This is a genomic window from Frigoribacterium sp. Leaf415 (genome assembly GCF_001424645.1).
In the GTDB taxonomy this organism is placed as follows: Bacteria; Actinomycetota; Actinomycetes; order Actinomycetales; family Microbacteriaceae; genus Frigoribacterium.
Map to the genome: position 1 here is coordinate 1 of NZ_LMQR01000003.1, position 18,693 is coordinate 18,693.

Consider the following 18,693-nt stretch of genomic DNA (forward strand, 5'->3'; position numbering starts at 1 on the left):
GCCGTCCTCGTCCACGCGGGTCGAACCCATGGGCGTGCCCCACTGGTTGGCGGCGGTCAGGCGGGCGTCGGGCGTGCCGCGGCCGGCGAACGTCGCGATACCGGTGGAGTAGCGGCCACCGTCGGTGTGGCTGGTGACGGTGAGGTCGGTCAGGTCCTCGTCGTCGGAGTCGTCGGAGACCGTGAACGAGCGAGTCGAGGTCAACGGCGCGAGGGTCCGCCAGTAGGGCGTCTCGGTGACCGTCATGGTCTGCTGGCCGGTCGTCAGGGGTGCCTCCAGCTCGCAGGTCCAGGTGCCCTCACCCAGGACGTCCGCGGCACAGACCTCGCCGGCACGCGCCAGATCGGTCGCGATCGTGATGCGGGACCCGGGGATGCCCTCGCCGCTGATCGAGGTCGTGTCGGTCGAGATGGTCTCGCCCTCGGCGATCGAGGTCACCTCGAGGGGGAACGTCTCGGGAGCCGAGTTCTTCTCGGTCGCCCCGACCGTGATCGTGGTGGCCTCGGACAGCTCGTCGTTCCGGACAGTGTACAGATCGACGTCCTGGCCGGCGAACGAGGCCGGGAGGCGCAGGATGTACGCGCCGTTCCAGGTCGATTCGGTCGCGGCGACGAACTCGCCGTCGATCTGGGCGATCACCGTCGGCACGAGGTACTCGTCGGCGAAGTACGAGGTGGTGCCCTGCACGTAGAAGGTGTTCGACTCCTCGAGGACGCCGTGCGTCAACGGGGCCGCGAGCGGCGAGCCGGCCGGGGCCTCGATCGGCGTCAGATCGATGTCGAGCGAGTCGCCTTCGCTGCCGCGCCACAGGCCGGTGATGGTCGCCGTCTGCCCGGCCATCGAGCCGTCGACCACGAACGAGAACCGGCCATGCTGGCCACGGAGGCGGGTCTCGCTGTGCTCGCCGACGTCGATGCGGGCGTGTTCCGCCCCGTGGATGATCGTGCGGACGGTCAGTCGGCCGTCGGGGCCCTCGGTCACCGACGACAGGATGGGGGTCGAGGGGCCGTCGGAGGTCTCCGATCCGGGATCGGGCGCGGTGTCGGCGACGGAGAACGCCGTCCCCGCGGTCTGCTTCGGGGCGGTGGCCCAGGTGGGCGTCTCGGTGACGACGGTGTCGTAGCTCCCGGCGGGGAGTGTCGGCGACGTGCAGCTCCAGTCGCCCTGCGAGGTGACGCGGGTCTCGCACAGCGTCGAGGAGGCGCGGTTCGTCTTCTCGTCGCGGGTCACGACGATCTGCGAGTTGGGGATGCCGGACCCGGCGAAGGTCGCCTCGGGAGTCGCGAGGACGTCACCCGCGGCGGGTGATGCGACCTCGAGCGGGTGGACGTCCGAGGCGGTGTTGCGCTCGGTGGGGACGAGCTCGACCTCGACCGTCTCGCTGGCGTGAGAACCGTAGTAAGCCGTCACCTTGATGATCTGGCCGGCTCGCGCCACGGGCACCTTGAGGGAGAAGGCGCCGTTCTCGGCGGCGAAGTCCCACACGTAGCCGTTGCCGTCTGCCCAGACGTCGGTCTTGTGGAACAGGTCGGGGCGGTGGGTCACCGTGCCCTCGATGACGAGGTACTCGTCGTCGTAGCTGCTCACGGCGTGGATGACGGGCGTCGGGGGCGCCTCGTTCTCGCCCTCGGCGTACATCGGCTCGACGACGAACTCGACGGTCTCGCTTCCCGCTCGCGGGGCGTAGGACTTCATGATGACCGTCTTGCCGACGTCTCCGGCGTCCAAGGTGACGGCGAAGCGACCGTTGAAGACCCCGACCATGCCTTTGTAGGAGCCGTCGATCACCTCGATGCCGACGTACTCGGCGCCAGGGGCAACACCTCCGACGGAGAGCTTGGGTTCGATCTCCTGGGGCTGGATGAAGGCGATCTTCGGGGGGGCGAGTGCGGCTGTGGGGCTCTGGTCGGCGCCGGCCGCAGGGGCGGCGCGGTCGCTGGTGGAGGGGGCGGCCGTCGCGGCGGCCGGGGCGGCGACCCCGAGGGCGAGGGTCGCGAGGCCGACGGTAGCCAGCCCGGTGGTGATCTTGGTCATGTCTTCTTCCGGATGGGGAACAGGGAAGACCGATCGGGGCGGCCATCTGAAATTCTACATCGGAATGTCCGAGTTGTCTGCCGGGGGTGTGACCGCCGACCTGGGTGGCTCGATGCGTCAGTCGATGGCGCGCTGGGTGGCCTTGACCGGGATCATCAGCAGCAGGCCGGCCAGGAGGACGAGCGCGATGCCGACGATGCCGAAGCGGGTGTCGCCCGTCGCCGAGACGAAGAGTGTGAACAGTCCGGGGGCCAGGAAGCTCACCGCGCGCCCGGTCGTGGCGTACAAGCCGAAGATCTCGCCCTCGCGCCCGGGCGGCGTCACGCGCGCGAGGAACGACCGGCTCGCCGACTGGATCGGTCCGACGAAGAGGGCGAGCGCGAGCCCGAACACCCAGAAGAGGTTCGTCGCCGTCCCGATGGCGAGCACCGCGAAGGCGGCTATCACGAGACCGACCAACGAGCCCACGATGATCGTCTTCGCTCCGAGTCGGTCGTCGAGCCACCCGCCCACGAAGGTGCCGATCCCCGCGACGAGGTTGGCGCCGACGGCGAAGTAGATGACCATGCTCGGCGAGAAGCCGAACACCTGCGCCGCGATGATGGCGCCGAAGGTGAACACGGCGGCGAGGCCGTCGCGGAAGACCGCGCTGGCCAGCAAGAACAGCAGCACCTGCCTGTTCGTGCGCCACAGCTTGGCGATCGTCGACCCCAGGAGGCGGTACGAGCGCCACAAGCCCACCCGGGCCCGTGCGGCGGTGGCGGGCAGCTCGGGCACCGACAGCAGCACCGGCACCGCGAAGATCGCGAACCACACCGCGGCGACGACGATCGAGAGGCGGACGTCCCACGCGCCTCCTGCCGTTCCCGTGGCGACGCCGAGGAGACCGCCGCGTCCCTCGACGCCGAAGCTCTGCAGGAAGGCGACGAGCAGCAACAGCAGCAGGACGATGCCGCCGACGTAACCGAGGCCCCAGCCGAATCCGGACACCTTGCCGATCGTCTTCGGCGTCGAGACCTGCACGAGCATCGCGTTGTAGTTGACGCTCGCGAACTCGAAGAAGAGGTTGCCGACAGCCAGCAGGGCGGCGCCGAAGACGAGAAGGTCGGGCACGGGGGCGACGAAGACCATCGCAGCCATCGCGAGCACGACCAGACCGGTGTTGACGGCCAGCCAGAGCTTGCGGCGGCCCGAACCGTCGCTGCGCTGGCCGAGCACGGGCGCGAGCAGGGCGATGAGCACGCCGGCGATCGTCAGGGCCGTCGAGATGACCGTCGCGTTCTCGGCCTTCGCCAGCACCAACGCCGGGTTGCGGGTGTCGTCTCCGGCTGCCGCGACGATCGCCGGGTCGACGAACGCGCCGCTCGCCAGGTAGGTGCTGAAGACGAACGAGGTGACCACGGCGTTGAAGGCGGCCGAGCCCCAGTCCCAGAGGGCCCACGAGACCACGCGACGGCGCGGGATCGGGGTGCTGTCGGCGAGCGTCTGCGCTGCGGTCATGGGGGTCAACCTAGTGGGCGTCCGTGGCCGACGGGGGTCGCGCCTCCTCGTCCGGGGTTGACTCGGCGACCCCCGTTCGAGAGTTGAGCCTTTCTGGCTCAACTTTCAGGTTCACAGCTTGACGCCGACGGCAGCGTGAGTAAAGTTGAGCCAGGCCGACTCAAGGCCGGCCCCCAAGGCTTTCGTCACACCGCACCACGAAGGAGAAAAGCACATGGCACGTGCAGTAGGAATCGACCTCGGTACCACCAACTCGGTCGTCAGCGTCCTCGAGGGCGGCGAGCCCACCGTCATCGCGAACGCCGAGGGTCTGCGCACGACCCCCTCGGTCGTGGCGTTCACCAAGGACGGCGAGGTGCTGGTCGGCGAGACCGCCAAGCGCCAGGCCGTCACCAACGTCGACCGCACCATCGCGTCGGTCAAGCGTCACGTCGGCACCGACTGGAAGGTCGAGATCGACGACAAGAAGTACACCCCGCAAGAGATCAGCGCGCGCATCCTCGGCAAGCTGAAGCGCGACGCCGAGCAGTACCTGGGCGAAGAGGTGACCGACGCGGTCGTCACCGTCCCGGCGTACTTCAACGACTCCGAGCGCCAGGCCACGAAAGAGGCCGGCGAGATCGCGGGTCTGAACGTCCTGCGCATCATCAACGAGCCGACCGCGGCCGCCCTCGCCTACGGCCTCGACAAGGGCAAGGAAGACGAGCTCATCCTGGTCTTCGACCTCGGTGGCGGAACGTTCGACGTCTCGCTGCTCGAAGTGGGCAAGGACGAAGACTTCTCGACGATCCAGGTGCGCAGCACCTCGGGCGACAACCGCCTCGGTGGCGACGACTGGGACAACCGCATCGTCGAGCACCTCATCAAGAAGTTCAAGGACGCCCACGGCGTCGACCTGTCGACCGACAAGATCGCGAAGCAGCGCCTCAAAGAGGCTGCCGAGCAGGCCAAGAAAGAGCTGTCGTCGAGCACCTCGACCAGCATCCAGCTGCCCTACCTCACGCTGACGGCCGACGGCCCGCTCAACCTCGACGAGACCATCTCGCGTTCGCAGTTCGAGCAGTGGACGAGCGACCTTCTCGACCGCACCAAGAAGCCGTTCAACGACGTCATCAAAGAGGCGGGCGTGAAGGTGGGCGACATCGCGCACGTCGTGCTCGTCGGTGGCTCGACCCGCATGCCGGCCGTCACCGAGGTCGTCAAGCAGCTCACCGGTGGTCAGGAGCCCAACAAGGGCGTCAACCCCGACGAGGTCGTGGCCGTGGGCGCCGCCCTGCAGGCCGGCGTGCTGAAGGGCGAGCGCAAGGACGTCCTGCTCATCGACGTCACCCCGCTCAGCCTCGGCATCGAGACCAAGGGTGGCGCGATGACCAAGCTCATCGAGCGCAACACGGCCATCCCGACCAAGCGCAGCGAGACCTTCACCACGGCCGACGACAACCAGCCGTCCGTCGCGATCCAGGTCTTCCAGGGCGAGCGCGAGTTCACCCGCGACAACAAGAACCTCGGCACCTTCGAGCTGACCGGCATCGCGCCGGCCCCCCGCGGCGTGCCGCAGATCGAGGTCACGTTCGACATCGACGCCAACGGCATCGTGCACGTGTCCGCGAAGGACAAGGGCACCGGCAAAGAGCAGTCGATGGTCATCTCGGGCGGCTCGTCGCTGTCGAAGGACGACATCGAGCGCATGGTCCGCGAGGCCGAAGAGAACGCCGCCGAAGACAAGGCGCGTCGCGAGGCCAACGAGACCCGCAACTCGGCCGAGCAGCTCGTCTACTCGATCGAGAAGCTGATCAAGGAGAACGACGAGAAGCTGCCCGCGGACGTCAAGTCCGAGGTCCAGGCCGACGTCGACTCGCTGAAGTCGGCCCTCGCCGGCGACGACGAGTCCGCGATCAAGCCCGCCTTCGACAAGCTCAACGAGAGCCAGCAGAAGCTCGGCCAGGCGATCTACTCGCAGAGCCAGGCCGACCAGGCCGGTGCCGCGGGTGCTGCCGGTGGCGAGGGCGCTCCCGCCGACGGCCAGGCCCAGGGCGACGACGAGGACATCGTCGACGCCGAGGTCGTGGACGACGACGACGACAAAGACAAGAAGTAGAGGCGGTCGGCATGACTGACGAGAACAAAACGCCCGACGACGAGCCGCGTCCCGCGACCCCGTCCGAGGACGGTGGCACGGCCGACGTCGTCGAGCCCGACGAGCTCGTGGACGCCGAGGCTCCCGACGTCGAGGTCCCGGCCGACGCCGAGGCCCCGGCCGGGGCCAAGGCCGCGGCCGAGCAGATGGCCGAGGCACCCGAGGGTGCCGAGACGCTGAGCGCCGACGACGAGGCCATCCTCGACGCGGCCAGTGCCGACCTGGTGGCCGACATGCGACAGGACATGTTGCGTGCTCAGGCCGAGTTGGTGAACTTCCGGAGGCGCGTCGAGCGTGACCGCGAAGCCAACCGCGAGGCCGTGGTCGCCGAGGTCATCCGCTCGCTGCTGCCGGCGCTCGACGACCTCGCCCGTGCCGAGCAGCACGGCGACCTCGCCGAGGGTCCGATGACCGTCATCGCGCAGAAGATCCGTGGGGGGCTCGACAAGTTCGGCCTCACGCAGATCGGCGCGAAGGGCGACGTGTTCGACCCCAGCAAGCACGACGCACTGGTCCAGCTGCCGAGCGCCGACGTCACGGTCAACACCGTGGCCGACGTGATCGAGCCGGGCTACACGATCGGCGACCGCGTCATCCGCGCCGCCAAGGTCGCGGTGCACACCCCCCAGTAGCACCCCGGTGACGGTCGGCCCCCGGGCCGACCGTCACCACCCCCTGCGACGCGAGTCGCGACCGGCGGTGGGCTCCTCGGCGAGGTGCCCACCGCCTCCCCCGTTCTCTTCCGGTCGCTGCCAGGCAGCGACCTCCAGTCAAGGAAGGAGGTGCCGCATGGCGAGTCAGGACTGGTTCGACAAGGACTTCTACGCCGTCCTCGGTGTCTCCAAAGACGTCACGCCCGCCGAGCTGAAGAAGGTCTACCGCAAGCTCGCGCGCAAGTACCACCCCGACTCCAACCCGGGCGACGCCGCGAGCGAGGCGAAGTTCAAAGAGATCAGCGAGGCGAACTCGGTGCTCTCCGATCCCGAGCAGCGTCGCGAGTACGACCAGGTCCGGGCCATGGGCGGCGGTGCCCGCTTCGCGGCCGGCAGCGGTGGCCCTGGAGGCGCGGGTGGCGGCTTCGAGGACGTCTTCGGCGGCATGTTCAACCAGGGCGGTCAACGCACGCAGTTCCGCCAGGGTGGCGGTGGCGGCGGCTTCGACGACATCTTCGGCGGCATGTTCGGCGGTGGCGGCTTCGGTCAGACGAGCGGCGGCTACCGCGGCTTCGGCGGGCCGCAGAAGGGCCGCGACATGACGGCCACGACGACCCTCGACTTCCAGACCGCCATCGTCGGCGAGACCATCACGCTGCAGGCGTCGAACGGCAAACCGATGAAGGTGCGCATTCCTGCCGGCGTGCACGACGGGCAGAAGATCAAGCTGCGCGGCCGGGGCGAACAGAGCCCCGACGGCGGCGAGGCCGGCGACATGGTGCTGACCGTCGCCGTCCGCAAGCACCCCGTGTTCGAGCTCGACGGCAAGAACCTGCGCCTCGACGTGCCGGTGACCTTCGCCGAGGCGACCCTCGGTGCGACCATCGAGGTGCCCACCCTGGGCGGCGACCCCGTGCGACTGCGCGTCGCGCCGGGCACGCCCTCGGGCCGCGTGCTGCGCGTCAAGGGGCGCGGCGTGCACGCGAAGGACGGCGTCGGCGACCTGCTCGCCACCGTCCAGGTCGCGGTACCCGCCCACCTCAACGACAAGGCACGCGAGGCCGTCGAGGCCCTGGCGGCCGCGCTGCCGGCCGAGAACCCGCGCGACGACCTGATCGCCCGCGCACGGGCCTGACGAGACCGACCCGACCCGCGCCTCCTCGGCGGCAGGTCACGAGCGACGAGACAGGAGACGAGATGGACCGACCGGACCCCACCCAGTGGCCGATGGACGAGCACTCGCCCCTCTTCGCCATCGCGACGGCCGCCGAGCTCTCGGGCCTGCACGCGCAGACGCTGCGTCAGTACGACCGGCTCGGGCTGGTCGTGCCGCAGCGCACGGCGGGCAAGTCGCGGCGTTACTCGATGCGCGACGTCGTGCAGCTGCGCGAGATCGCCCGACTCGGCGGCGAGGGCATCTCGCTCGAGGGCATCAAACGCATTCTCGAGCTCGAGAACCAGGTGACGGCGCTCCAGTCGCGCGTCCGCGAACTCGAGCGTGCCCTGGCCGACGAGATGGTCAACCGCCCCGGAGCCCGGGTCTTCGCCGCGGGCGAGAGCGGTGTCGTGCCGTTGCGACACGGCACCCGCCCGTCGCGGCAGACCTCGGTGGTCGTGTGGCGGCCGCTGCGCTGACGTGCGTCGCCGAGACGTCACGACTGGCCGATCACTTCACGACGTGAGCGGCCAGTCGTGTCGTCTCGGTCGCGCCGACTAGCGTTGGCGGGTGATCGACTTCGAGCAGCTGCGCCGGTGGCCCGACATCGAGGCCCCCGAACTCGTCGCGCACGACGCCACCGACCGGCTGCTGCTCAACACCGCCGACGAGACGCTCGCCGCGCATCCCGAGGCCGTCGCCGTGATCGGTGACCGCTATGGCGCGCTGACCCTCGGGGTCGCGGCCCTGCTGCCGGGAGCCCACGTCCGCGTGCACCAGGACGCCCTCTCGGGCGAACGCGCGCTCGACGCCAACGCCGGACGCCTCGGCCTCGGCACGACGTGGTCGAACCACGGTCTCGACGCGGGCCTGCTCGACGGTGCGCGGACGGTGCTGCTGCAACTGCCGCGCGGGCTCGACGCCCTCGACGAGATCGCCGGGTCGATCGCCCGGTACGCCCACACCGACGTTCGCGTCCTCGCCGGGGGACGCGTCAAGCACATGACCCTCGCGATGAACGACGTCCTGGCGCGCCACTTCGGCGAGGTGACCGCCGGCCTGTCCCGCCAGAAGTCCCGGGTGCTGACCGCGACGACCCCGACCCCAGGAGGCGCGCCCGGCTGGCCGCGCACCTCGCGTCACGGCGACGTGGTCGTCGTCGCCCACGGTGCGGCGTTCGCGGGCACCTCGATCGACGTCGGCACCCGATCGCTGCTCGCCGTCCTCGACCGTGTGGACGCCGAGGCTCGCGACGTCGTCGACCTGGGATGCGGCACCGGAGTGCTCGCCGCCTCCTTCGCCCTCGCGCGACCGGGGGCGCGGGTGGTCGCGACCGACCAGTCGTGGGCGGCGGTGGAGTCCGCGCGGGCGACGATGAAAGAGACCGGGGTGACCGACCGCGTGTCCGTGTCGCGCGACGACGCCGGGTCGTCGTTGCCCGAGGCCTCGGCCGACGTCGTGCTGCTGAACCCGCCGTTCCACGTCGGAGCGACGGTGCACACGGCCATCGCCCACAAGCTGTTCGAGGCGGCTGCCCGTCTGCTGCGCCCGGGCGGCGAGCTCTGGTGCGTGTGGAACTCGCCCCTCGGCCACCGGCCGGTGCTCGAACGCGTCGTGGGGCCGACCACCCAGGTCGCCCGTGACCGGCGCTTCACGGTGACGCGGTCGGTCCGTCGGGGCTGACCACGGCGTTCCCCCTCAGCGGGCGTCGGCCTCGGCGTCGTCGAGGCGCAGGGAGGCGTCGATGTAGGCGAGCAGAGCGAGCGCGTAGGCGTCCTCGGCGACGGAGGCGCGGTGCCGGAGGTCCGTGTCGGCCCCCGTCGGCCGGGTGACCACCTCGAAGGCGGTGCCGCCACCGTCGCGGCTTCTGCCGGGGCGCACCTCGGCGTCGACGTCGGTGTCGACGTGTCGGGTCAGCCCTCGGAAGACGGGGCCGAGCAGCTCGCGCAGTTGGTCCTCGCGGGGCAGCCAGAGACCGTCGTCGGCGGCGACCGAGTCGAGGGCCCACTCGGTGGTGCCGTTGAAACCGAGAACGGTGCCGGTGGGGTACTCGTGGGCCTCGATGGTCATGTCGCTGAGCGTGAAGACGTCGCCGTCGAATCCGGCGGTCTCGATGACGAAGCGGTCTCCGGCGCGGGGGCGCCAGCGGAGCCCGGCGTCGCGCAGGCGGCGGGCGAGGACGTGGTCGAGCATCGGCTCATGATGCACCGTCGAGGTGGGAGGGGGCGCCAGGCGCCAGGGTGCCGGCTCGTGCGGGGGAGGGGGCCCGGTCCCTCGCGTCAGCGGGTGGTGATGACGTTGCCCGTGCCGTCGGTGTTCAGCACGGGGTCGGTGTCGGCTTCGAGTCGGATGGTGTTGTCGTCGCCCATCGCGTCGACCTGGTCGACGCGGGGCACGTCGACGGTGTTGCGGTCACCCATGACGACCACGACCCGGGTTGGTCCGAGGGTCAGCTCGGCGTCGCTGCCGTCGACGATGACGGTGTCGCAGCCGTCAGGCAGGGTTTTGGTGCGGAGTTCGTCGTCGCCGAACGTCATCCAGGCGAAGCCGTCGACGCAGGTGTCGTCGGCGGGATCGGTCGCCGTCGAGTCGCCGCCCGCGGTGGAGGGGCCGCCTGGTGGCGGTGCGGTGGTGGTCGACGTGGTGGTCGCGGAGGGGCCCGGGTCGCTCGTCGAGGAGGCGCTCGTGCAGCCGGCGAGGCCCGCGCCGAGGGCGACAGCTGTCACGAGGCTGATCAGGGTCGAGGTCGTCGTCATGGGGTGCTCCGGGGCGGGGATGGAGGGTGGGTGGTGCGGTTCGGGGGCATCAGAGCACGGAAGGGCGGGTCCAGCCAGAGGCTGGACCCGCCCTTCCGGTCACTCCGCGGCGGGTTCGGCCGCGGCGGTGACGGTGTTGGCCTGGCCCTGGTCGTCGATGGCCGGGGCCTCGCCGGCGTGGTGGACCGTGTTGCGGTCGCCGGCGAGTTGGACGGTGTCGACGTCCTGCACCGAGACGGTCACGTCGGAGCCTTCGACGACGAGCGTGCCGACCTCGTCGAGTACGACGGTCCCGGTCGAGCCGACGATCGAGACGAGGTCGCAGCTGCTCGTGTCGAGCGGGGGAGCGTCGTCGTCCGTGGCCCCGAGGTCGACCAGCATGAAGCCGTCGTCGCAGCTGCCGACGGGGGCGGCGTCCGCGGTGGCGGTGCTGCTCGTGGTCGGGCTCGGTGTCGCGTCGGTCTCGGCGGGAGAGCACGCTGCGAGCGAGAGGATCATCGTGGTCGCGACCAGGGCAGCCGAGGCCGGCCCGCGCCGGCGGAGGAGGCCGTCCATCAGCGTGCGGTGACGGTGTTGTCGGTGGTGCCGTTCTCGTTGACGGTCGGGGCGGCCCCGGTGTGGCTGACGGTGTTGCCGTCGCCGGCGAAGTCGACCGTGCCCACGGCACCGGCCGTGACGGTGACACCCTGGCCCTCGATCACGAGGTGGCTGACGTCGGCGAGGGTGACGGTGCCGTCGCTGCCCACCACGTTGACGCTGTCGCAGGGCTCGGTGAAGGTGACCTCGGGGGTGTCGCCGTCGAGGACGACGACGGCGTTGCCGTCGACGCAGGTCTCGGTGACGGCGGGTTCGGGGGTGACCTCGGCGAGGGGTGTCGTCTCGGCCTCCGCCTCGGCCTCCGTGGTGGCGTTCGAGGTGCAGCCGGCGAGGGCGGCGACGAGCGCGACGCCGAGGGCAGCTGTTCGCAGGGTGGTGATGCGCATGGTGGTTCCCTTCGGGAGGTAGGGGACGGTGCGGGGGCGTCGGCTCGGGGTGGGGCCGGCGGATGATGTGGGGGTGCCGGGGAGGCACTGTGTGGTGCCTCCCCGGCTGGGTGGTGCTGTGGTGTGGGTGGTGTTAGTTGCCGCTGTGGTGCCAGGCGAAGCCGTTGATGGGGTCGCCGGTCTGGCCGTCGAGGGCCTTCTGGGTGATGTTCAGCGTGTAGTTGTGGCTGGGGCCCCAGGCGCGGCTGAAGGACCAGTTGCCCTGGGCGTCGGCCTGGACTTCGCGGTAGACCGTGGAGCTCGTGGCGGAGCTGACGGTGACGGTGGCGAACGGGGTGGCGGTACCGGTGAACGTGGCGGCCACTCCGTTGTCGTAGGTGTCGCCGACCGCGGGGCTGGTCAGGACGAGTGGGGCGAACCGGGGTGCCTTGACGTTGACCGTGGTCTCGGTGGTCGACTTGTCGGGGTTCGTCTGGGTGACCTTGATGGCGTAGTCGTTGGCCGGGCCCCAGTTGCGTTCGGGTAGTGCCCAGTTGCCTTCGGAGTCGACCTCGGCCTGGCCCATGGGCACGTTCCAGTTGTTCGTGGCGTTGACGGCCCGCACGGTGGCGCCGGGGGTGCCGGTGCCCTTGAGGACGTTCATGCCGGGGCGGTAGGTGTCACCGTCGGCGATGCTCGTGACGGCCACGGGGACGTTGGTCGCGCGGTAATCGAGGTGGATCGTCTGTTCCTGGACGTTGCCGTTCTTGGTGGCGACGAAGGTGATGTCGTAGCCGGCCGAGGTGGGGCCGAGGTAGCGGTTGAAGGCCCAGTCGCCCTGGAGGCTCGCGGTCGCGGTGCCCATGGGGGTACCCCACTGGTTCGTGGCGGCGATCGCGGCGTTGGGTGCCGCGGTGCCGCGGAACGTGGTGGTGCCCTCGGTGTAGGTGCTGTTGTTCGTCGGGTTGGTGACCTGGAACGCGACGACGTTCTCGTAGTTCAGCTTCAGCGTCACGACCTGGGGGGTGCCCACCTGGGGTGTGGCGGTGAAGGTGATGAGATAGCCGGCGGTGGTCGGGCCGAGGTTGCGGTTGAAGGCCCAGGTGCCGTCGGCGGCGATCGCGGCGCCCATGGGGGTGCCCCACTGGTTCTTCGCGGTCACGGTCGAGCCGATCGGCGCGGTGCCGCGGAACGTGGTCACGCCCGCTTCGTAGAACTGGTCGTTCACGTGGCTCGTGACGCTCAGGGGCAGTTCTGCGGCCACGCGGTTGATGGTGTGGGTGATCTGCTGCACGTCGTCGCCTGCCGTCTGGGTGACGACGAGGTTGCTCGTGCCGAGGCTGAGCCCGCGGTTCGGGGTGATGGTCCACTCGCCGTCGACGACGGTGCCGGTCCCGATGATGCTGTTTGGTCCGTAGCCGATCGTGACGGTGGCGCCGTCCTGGCCGTGACCGGAGAAGACCGGGCGGCTGGTCGTGACCGTGGAACCCGCTTCGGGGGTCTCGACCGTCGGGGCGACGATCACGGGGGGCTGTTCACCGTTCTCGGGGTTGAGGGTCACCGTCGAGATGGTGGTGTTGTTGCCCTTGCCGGTCTGGGTGGCCTCGAGGACGTGCTTGCGGTCGTCGACGTTCGTGGTGCGAACGGTCCACTGGCCGTTGGCGAGGACCTGGGCGGTGCCGAGGACGGTGCTGCGGCCCTGTTCGCGGACGGCGATCTGCGCGCCGACCTCGCCGGTGCCGCGCAGGGTCACCGGGCCACCGTCGTGGGCCATGCCCTCGACCGGTGCGGTGATCACGACCGCGGCGCCGTAGGTGACGGTGACGATGATCTCGCCGGTGGCTTCGTCGTCGATCTCTTGGTGGACGCGGAGGTCGTAGTCGCCGCCGGCGTCAGGGGCGGTGATCGGGGTCGACCAGGTGCCCGAGCCCAGGCGGGCGTCGGTGCGGGCGATCTCGTTGCCGTCGACGTCGCGGATCACGATCGTCGCGCCGGGCTGCGCGGTGCCGGACAGGACCGCGTCCTGACCCAGATCGGCCGGGAACGATGCCGCGCCGGTCACCGGGGCGACCTTCAGTTCGGCGTCGATCGTGGTCTCGCCGGTCTTCTCGGTCCCCTCGTACTGCTCGAGGGTGACGGAGTTCGACCCGAGCTTGAGGTCGGTGAGCTGGTACGACCAGGTGCCGTCGGTGCCGGCCTGGACCTGCTCGGGGACCTCGGTGCCGATCAGCACGAACGAGTTCGGCACGGCCGTGCCCGAGATCTGAGCGGTCCGGTTCGGGATGTCGGTCGAGTCGACCTTCGCGGAGAAGCCGTTGATCGTGATCTCGGTGCGGACGCCGTGCACCCAGTTGTAGATGTACGCGGTGTGCAGGGCCGACGCGGCGTCGTTGAGCACGAACGAGAACGTGTTGTCGGTGTTGGCCTTCTCGCTCTGCACGGCGCTGCCCGAGAGGCGGTCGGGGCTGACGTAGATGTTCGCCCCGGCCGAACCGGACGCCTTGCCGCTGACTGTCGTCTTGCCGTCGTCACCACGGACGACCTGCAGATCACTGATCGCCGCGATCCGTCCCGTCGACACGGTCTCCCAGGCGCCGTCCTGCCCGTACTTCAGCCGCACGGTCTCACCCGCACTGAGCAGCGACGACATCGTGATCGTGGCGTCACCGTTGGCATCGGTGCGACCCGTCGCCGCGTTGCCCCCGGCCATGTCCTCCAGGAACACATCCGCGTTCTTCTCACCACCGGTGATCTTCAACGTGACAGTGTCGTCCGCCGTGTTGTACGACGGCTCGACACGGTTCGGGGCCATTTCGGTGAAGGCGATGTCGGATGATGCCGACGTGGAGAAGTAGCGGTGGCTGGTACTCGTCGGTGAGGAAATCGCAAGACCAGTGGACTTGTTGACCAACTGCTCTTTCGCGTTCAGGGTCCACATCGCGTTGTCACGCGAGCAACCTGCATTCCCGGACCCGTTACCCGCGTAGTTCTGGCCGACCACTTCGAAGAAACACATGCCCCTCTGGGCCCCGTTGTCGACCTTCAAGGAGAAGTAGTCGCCGGACCGTGTGGCCGTGTAGGTCATCGAATTGTCGACCGCTTCCTGAACGGACGCATAGAGCTTGAGGAAGGGGGAGTTGACGGATTCCGCGGCATAGATGCTCCCGCTTGCATCAACGCCCACCAGGCTCACCTTCGTCCCGGACGGGATGGCGTGCGTCGCGGTCGAGTTGATTGACGGAGCCGCCACGGCGGCAGGCCCGAAGCTGAGGCCGGTGACGATCGTGGCTGCGGCGAGCCCGATCGCGCCGGTGCGCTTGAGAGTTTTCTTCATGTGAGAGAGGTGTTCTTTCATGTCTGGGCAACGCGATGCATCGCCAGGCGAACAGATGGTGAAATGTTAGACACAAAACAAGGCATGCACAACATGACGAGTGCAAGGGCTTGCGATCCGGGCGTGTCGGCGTAAACTTGAGCCAGCTCCACTCAAGTTTCGAGAAAGGCACATCCATGGCGAACATGCAGGGCGCTCCGGCTTCCGACGAGAAGCAGAAGTCGGCGCTCGAGAAGTACGGCGTCGACCTCACCGCCATCGCCCGCAGCGGCAAGCTCGACCCCGTCATCGGCCGCGACGCCGAGATCCGGCGGATCAGTCAGGTGCTCACCCGCCGCACCAAGAACAACCCCGTCCTGATCGGCGAGCCCGGCGTCGGCAAGACCGCCGTCGTCGAGGGCCTCGCCCAGCGCATCGTCGAGGGGGACGTCGCCGACAGCCTGAAAGACAAACGCCTGATCAGCCTCGACCTCGCCGCCCTCGTCGCCGGGGCCAAGTACCGCGGAGAGTTCGAAGAGCGCCTGAAGGACGTGCTGAAAGAGATCACCAAGAGCGACGGCCAGGTCATTACCTTCATCGACGAGCTGCACACCCTCATGGGTGCCGGTGGGGGCGAGGGCTCGGTCGCCGCCTCGAACATGCTCAAGCCGATGCTCGCCCGCGGCGAGTTGCGCCTCATCGGCGCCACCACCCTCGACGAGTACCGCCAGTACATCGAGAAGGACGCAGCCCTCGAGCGCCGCTTCCAGCAGGTCTACGTCGGCGAGCCCAGCGTCGAGGACACCGTCGCGATCCTCCGCGGGCTCAAGGAGCGGTACGAGGCGCACCACGGGGTCACGATCACCGACGGCGCCCTGGTGGCCGCCGCCTCCTTGTCCAACCGCTACATCCCCAGCCGTCAGCTGCCCGACAAGGCGATCGACCTCGTCGACGAGGCGGGTTCCCGCCTCAAGATGGAGATCGACTCGTCGCCCGTCGAGCTGGACCAGCTCTACCGGGGCCTGGTGCGCCTCCAGATCGAAGAGCTGGCCCTCAAGAAGGAGACGGACGACGCCTCGCAGGCCCGCCTCGCCACCCTGCGCGAGACCATCGCCCAGCAGCAGGCCGCCTACGACGACCTCGACGCCCGCTGGCAGGCCGAGAAGGCCGCCCTGCAGGGCGTCGGCACGCTACGCAGCGACCTCAACGAGGCCCGCATCGACGCCGACCGCGCCCTGCGTGAGGGGCGCTACGAAGATGCGGCGCGCATCAGCTACGAGCGCATCCCCGACATCGAGAAGCGCCTCGCCGACGCCGAGTCGTTCGAGAAGTCGGGCGACCGGCTGGTCAGCGACTCGGTCACCGACGCCGACATCGCCGAGGTCGTCGCCGCCTGGACCGGCATCCCGGTCGGTCGTCTGCTCAGCGGCGAGACCGAGAAGCTGCTGCACCTCGAGAGCGAACTCGGGAGGCGCCTCATCGGTCAGAAGGCCGCCGTCCAGGCCGTCAGCGAAGCGGTGCGGCGCACCCGCGCGGGCATCAGCGACCCCGACCGCCCGACCGGTTCGTTCCTCTTCCTCGGCCCCACCGGGGTGGGCAAGACCGAGCTCGCCAAGGCCCTCGCCGACTTCCTCTTCGACGACGAGAAGGCGCTCGTCCGCATCGACATGAGCGAGTACGGCGAGAAGCACAGCGTGTCCCGCCTCGTGGGCGCGCCTCCCGGGTACGTGGGCTACGAAGCCGGTGGTCAGCTGACCGAGGCCGTGCGTCGTCGCCCGTACAGCGTCGTGCTGATGGACGAGGTCGAGAAGGCCCACCCCGAGGTCTTCGACGTCCTGCTGCAGGTGCTCGACGACGGCCGGCTGACCGACGGGCAGGGCCGAACCGTGGACTTCCGCAACACGATCCTGGTGCTGACGTCGAACCTCGGCTCGCAGGTCATCACCGATCCCGGCCTCAGCGACCCCGAGAAAGAAGAGCTGGTGCAGGGCCTGGTGCGCCAGGCGTTCAAGCCCGAGTTCGTCAACCGGCTCGACGACATCGTCGTGTTCTCGACCCTCAGCACCGACGACCTCGGCCAGATCGTGTCGCTCTACGTCGACCGCCTCGGACGACGGCTCACCGATCGCCGCCTCGCGCTCGCCGTCACCCCCGACGCGCGGGCCTGGCTCGCCGACCGCGGCTACGACCCGATCTACGGCGCCCGGCCGTTGCGCCGCCTCATGCAGCGTCAGATCGACGACAAGCTCGCGATGGCGCTGCTCGGGGGCGAGATCGCCGACGGCGACACCGTGCGGGTCGACGTGGCCGACGGGGGCGAGGGGCTGACGGTCGTGCGGCACGACGTCGGCGAGCCCACGCCCGGCGACCTGGACGACCTGCCCGCCTGAGCCCGGCAGACTGGAACCATGCGCACCTGGGTGAAGATCTGCGGCCTGTCCACGCCCGAGACGGTCGACGCCGCCGTCGAGGCCGGGGCCGACGCCGTGGGGTTCGTCTTCGCGGCCGGCAGTCCGCGCACGATCGATCCCGAGGGTGCACGCGCGTTGGCGGCGCGCGTGCCGGCGGGCGTCGAGACCGTCGGCGTGTTCCGCGGGCAGGGCATCGAGACGGTGCTCGAGTCGGCCCGCGCCTCCTCGGTGTCGACCGTCCAGCTGCACGGCGACGAGACCCCGGCGGACGTCGCCGCCGCCCATGCGGCGGGCTTCCGGGTGATCCGTGCCGTCAGCGCCGCCGTCTACGCGGCCGAACCCGAGGAGGCGCGGGTCGCCTTCCGAGAGGACGCCCTGCTCCTCGACGCGGTCGACCCCGGTGCCGGCGCCACCTTCGACGTCGGGCCGCTGCTGTCGGCGCCGCCTGCCCGGGAGTGGCTGCTGGCCGGCGGGCTCACCTCGGACAACGTCGCCGGGCTGCTGGCCGGACTCCGACCCCATGGTGCCGTCGGGGTCGACGTCAGCTCGGGCGTCGAGTCGTCGCGCGGCGTGAAGAGCGTCGACCTGATCCGTGCGTTCGTCGAGGCCGCCCGAGCCTGAGCGAACCCGGCCGGAGCGGACCTGGCCTGACCCGACCTGGCCTGACCCGACCTGGCCTGAGCGGACCCGGCCTCAGCCGACGAGCGTGCGGGCGTCCTCGACGAACCGGTCGACGTGCGCCTCGGTGGTGTCGAACGAGCACATGAGTCGCACCTCTCCCGTGGCGCGGTTCCAGTCGTAGAAGTGGTGCGCGGCGCGGAGGGGCTCCACGGCCTCGGGCGGCAGGACGACGAAGACGGCGTTGGCGTCGACCGCCTGGGTGACAGCGACGCCCGGCAGGGTGGCCAAGCCGTCGGCGAGACGGGCGGCCATCGCGTTGGCCCTCGTCGCCGACCGCAGCCAGAGGTCGCCCTCGAGCATGGCCAGGAACTGTGCCGAGACGAAGCGCATCTTCGAGGCCAACTGTGCGTCCATCTTGCGCAGGTAGACCAAGCCGGCCCGTGCTTCCTCGGAGAAGGTCACGACCGACTCGCCCAGCACCAGGCCGTTCTTCGTGCCGCCGAACGAGACCGAGTCGACGCCGGCGTCGCGCGTGATAGCGCGGAGCGGGACGCCGAGGGAGGCGGCGGCGTTCGCCAGGCGCGCGCCGTCGAGGTGCACCCGCATGCCGAGCGTGTGCGCGTGGTCGGTCACGGCCCGGATCTCGTCGGGCGTGTAGACCGTGCCGAGCTCGGTGCTCTGCGTGATCGTGACCGCGAGGGGCTGAGGGCGCTGCTGGTCGCCCCAGCCGTAGGCCTGCCGGTCGATCAGCTCGGGCGTGAGCTTGCCGTCGGGGGTCGGCACGGTCAACAGCTTGATGCCGCCCAGGCGTTCGGGAGCGCCGCCCTCGTCGGTGTAGACGTGCGCGGTCGTCGCGCAGATCACGGCCGCCCAGCGCGGGGTGAGGGCCTGGAGGGCCGCGACGTTCGCACCGGTGCCGGTCAGCACGGGGTCGATGGTCGCCCCCTCGCCGAACGTCTCGACGACGACCTCGGCCAGCCGCTGCGTGTACGGGTCGGCGCCGTACGAGCCGACGTGGCCGCCGGCGGCGTCGACGATCGCCTGCAGCACCTCGGGGTGGGCTCCGGCGTAGTTGTCGCTGGCGAACGTGTGGACCGAGGGATCGTGGAGGCGCGTCACCCGTCGATTCTGCCCGACGGCCGGGTCCCGG

15 protein-coding genes are annotated in these 18,693 nt (G+C 70.0%); 7 read left to right on the forward strand and 8 right to left on the reverse strand.

The window, feature by feature from the left end; genetic code table 11:
- A partial coding sequence (locus ASG28_RS15645; RefSeq protein WP_055978198.1) for a hypothetical protein occupies positions 1-2,034 on the reverse strand: 2,034 nt, incomplete at its 3' end.
- 117 nt (positions 2,035-2,151) lie between these two features.
- Positions 2,152-3,534 carry an MFS transporter gene (locus ASG28_RS15650; protein ID WP_055978200.1) on the reverse strand — a complete coding sequence of 461 codons (1,383 nt, stop codon included), beginning with the start codon at positions 3,532-3,534 and terminating at the stop codon, positions 2,152-2,154.
- Positions 3,535-3,748: 214 nt separating this feature from the next.
- On the opposite strand from ASG28_RS15650, the gene dnaK reads away from it, so the two are divergent.
- The 5 genes from dnaK (at position 3,749) to ASG28_RS15675 (ending at position 9,163) form a co-directional block, all read left to right on the forward strand.
- Positions 3,749-5,632: a molecular chaperone DnaK gene (gene dnaK / locus ASG28_RS15655; protein ID WP_055978202.1), complete on the forward strand. Its 1,884-nt coding sequence runs from the start codon at positions 3,749-3,751 to the stop codon at positions 5,630-5,632.
- Positions 5,633-5,643: 11 nt separating this feature from the next.
- Positions 5,644-6,303, forward strand: coding sequence for a nucleotide exchange factor GrpE (locus ASG28_RS15660; RefSeq protein ID WP_235477958.1), 660 nt, complete (start codon positions 5,644-5,646; stop codon positions 6,301-6,303).
- 157 nt (positions 6,304-6,460) lie between these two features.
- Positions 6,461-7,459 carry a DnaJ C-terminal domain-containing protein gene (locus tag ASG28_RS15665; protein ID WP_055978204.1) on the forward strand — a complete coding sequence of 333 codons (999 nt, stop codon included), beginning with the start codon at positions 6,461-6,463 and terminating at the stop codon, positions 7,457-7,459.
- A 92-nt stretch (positions 7,460-7,551) separates the two neighbouring features.
- Positions 7,552-7,959 carry a heat shock protein transcriptional repressor HspR gene (locus ASG28_RS15670; protein WP_043597756.1) on the forward strand — a complete coding sequence of 136 codons (408 nt, stop codon included), beginning with the start codon at positions 7,552-7,554 and terminating at the stop codon, positions 7,957-7,959.
- Between the two features lie 91 nt (positions 7,960-8,050).
- Positions 8,051-9,163 carry a class I SAM-dependent methyltransferase gene (locus tag ASG28_RS15675; RefSeq protein ID WP_055978206.1) on the forward strand — a complete coding sequence of 371 codons (1,113 nt, stop codon included), beginning with the start codon at positions 8,051-8,053 and terminating at the stop codon, positions 9,161-9,163.
- Positions 9,164-9,178: 15 nt separating this feature from the next.
- On the opposite strand, the gene ASG28_RS15680 is transcribed toward ASG28_RS15675, so the two are convergent.
- From ASG28_RS15680 to ASG28_RS15700, 5 genes are all read right to left on the reverse strand, one after another.
- Positions 9,179-9,673, reverse strand: coding sequence for a hypothetical protein (locus ASG28_RS15680; RefSeq protein WP_055978208.1), 495 nt, complete (start codon positions 9,671-9,673; stop codon positions 9,179-9,181).
- Positions 9,674-9,759: 86 nt separating this feature from the next.
- Entirely contained in the window at positions 9,760-10,236 is a 477-nt protein-coding gene (locus ASG28_RS15685; protein WP_055978211.1) for a DUF3060 domain-containing protein, read from the reverse strand.
- 99 nt (positions 10,237-10,335) lie between these two features.
- Positions 10,336-10,791, reverse strand: coding sequence for a DUF3060 domain-containing protein (locus ASG28_RS15690; protein ID WP_055978213.1), 456 nt, complete (start codon positions 10,789-10,791; stop codon positions 10,336-10,338).
- Positions 10,791-11,219 carry a hypothetical protein gene (locus tag ASG28_RS15695; RefSeq protein ID WP_055978215.1) on the reverse strand — a complete coding sequence of 143 codons (429 nt, stop codon included), beginning with the start codon at positions 11,217-11,219 and terminating at the stop codon, positions 10,791-10,793. The genes ASG28_RS15690 and ASG28_RS15695 overlap by 1 nt, the downstream gene beginning before the upstream one ends.
- A 133-nt stretch (positions 11,220-11,352) precedes the next feature.
- Entirely contained in the window at positions 11,353-14,532 is a 3,180-nt protein-coding gene (locus ASG28_RS15700; protein ID WP_157485819.1) for a hypothetical protein, read from the reverse strand.
- Positions 14,533-14,708: 176 nt separating this feature from the next.
- Here ASG28_RS15700 and ASG28_RS15710 point away from each other — a divergent pair, with 176 nt between their 5' ends.
- Both ASG28_RS15710 and ASG28_RS15715 read left to right on the forward strand, forming a co-directional pair.
- Complete coding sequence (locus ASG28_RS15710; RefSeq protein WP_082454831.1) at positions 14,709-16,901, forward strand: ATP-dependent Clp protease ATP-binding subunit; 2,193 nt, start codon at positions 14,709-14,711, stop codon at positions 16,899-16,901.
- 18 nt (positions 16,902-16,919) lie between these two features.
- Entirely contained in the window at positions 16,920-17,543 is a 624-nt protein-coding gene (locus ASG28_RS15715; protein ID WP_055978222.1) for a phosphoribosylanthranilate isomerase, read from the forward strand.
- Positions 17,544-17,615: 72 nt separating this feature from the next.
- Here ASG28_RS15715 and ASG28_RS15720 read toward each other — a convergent pair whose 3' ends face one another.
- A complete protein-coding gene (locus ASG28_RS15720) occupies positions 17,616-18,662 on the reverse strand; it encodes a threonine aldolase family protein (RefSeq protein WP_055978224.1) in 1,047 nt (348 codons plus the stop codon).
- Positions 18,663-18,693: the final 31 nt, after the last annotated feature.

What these genes read in the sequence shown, in the direction of transcription:
- ASG28_RS15670 (WP_043597756.1), top strand. Translation starts at nt 7,552, where the DNA reads ATGGACGAGCACTCGCCCCTCTTCGCCATCGCGACGGCCGCCGAGCTC.
- ASG28_RS15650 (WP_055978200.1), bottom strand. Translation starts at nt 3,534, where the DNA reads ATGACCGCAGCGCAGACGCTCGCCGACAGCACCCCGATCCCGCGCCGT.
- ASG28_RS15685 (WP_055978211.1), bottom strand. Translation starts at nt 10,236, where the DNA reads ATGACGACGACCTCGACCCTGATCAGCCTCGTGACAGCTGTCGCCCTC.
- ASG28_RS15710 (WP_082454831.1), top strand. Translation starts at nt 14,709, where the DNA reads ATGGCGAACATGCAGGGCGCTCCGGCTTCCGACGAGAAGCAGAAGTCG.
- ASG28_RS15665 (WP_055978204.1), top strand. Translation starts at nt 6,461, where the DNA reads ATGGCGAGTCAGGACTGGTTCGACAAGGACTTCTACGCCGTCCTCGGT.
- ASG28_RS15660 (WP_235477958.1), top strand. Translation starts at nt 5,644, where the DNA reads ATGACTGACGAGAACAAAACGCCCGACGACGAGCCGCGTCCCGCGACC.
- ASG28_RS15715 (WP_055978222.1), top strand. Translation starts at nt 16,920, where the DNA reads ATGCGCACCTGGGTGAAGATCTGCGGCCTGTCCACGCCCGAGACGGTC.
- ASG28_RS15700 (WP_157485819.1), bottom strand. Translation starts at nt 14,532, where the DNA reads ATGAAGAAAACTCTCAAGCGCACCGGCGCGATCGGGCTCGCCGCAGCC.
- ASG28_RS15690 (WP_055978213.1), bottom strand. Translation starts at nt 10,791, where the DNA reads ATGGACGGCCTCCTCCGCCGGCGCGGGCCGGCCTCGGCTGCCCTGGTC.
- dnaK (WP_055978202.1), top strand. Translation starts at nt 3,749, where the DNA reads ATGGCACGTGCAGTAGGAATCGACCTCGGTACCACCAACTCGGTCGTC.
- ASG28_RS15695 (WP_055978215.1), bottom strand. Translation starts at nt 11,219, where the DNA reads ATGCGCATCACCACCCTGCGAACAGCTGCCCTCGGCGTCGCGCTCGTC.
- ASG28_RS15680 (WP_055978208.1), bottom strand. Translation starts at nt 9,673, where the DNA reads ATGCTCGACCACGTCCTCGCCCGCCGCCTGCGCGACGCCGGGCTCCGC.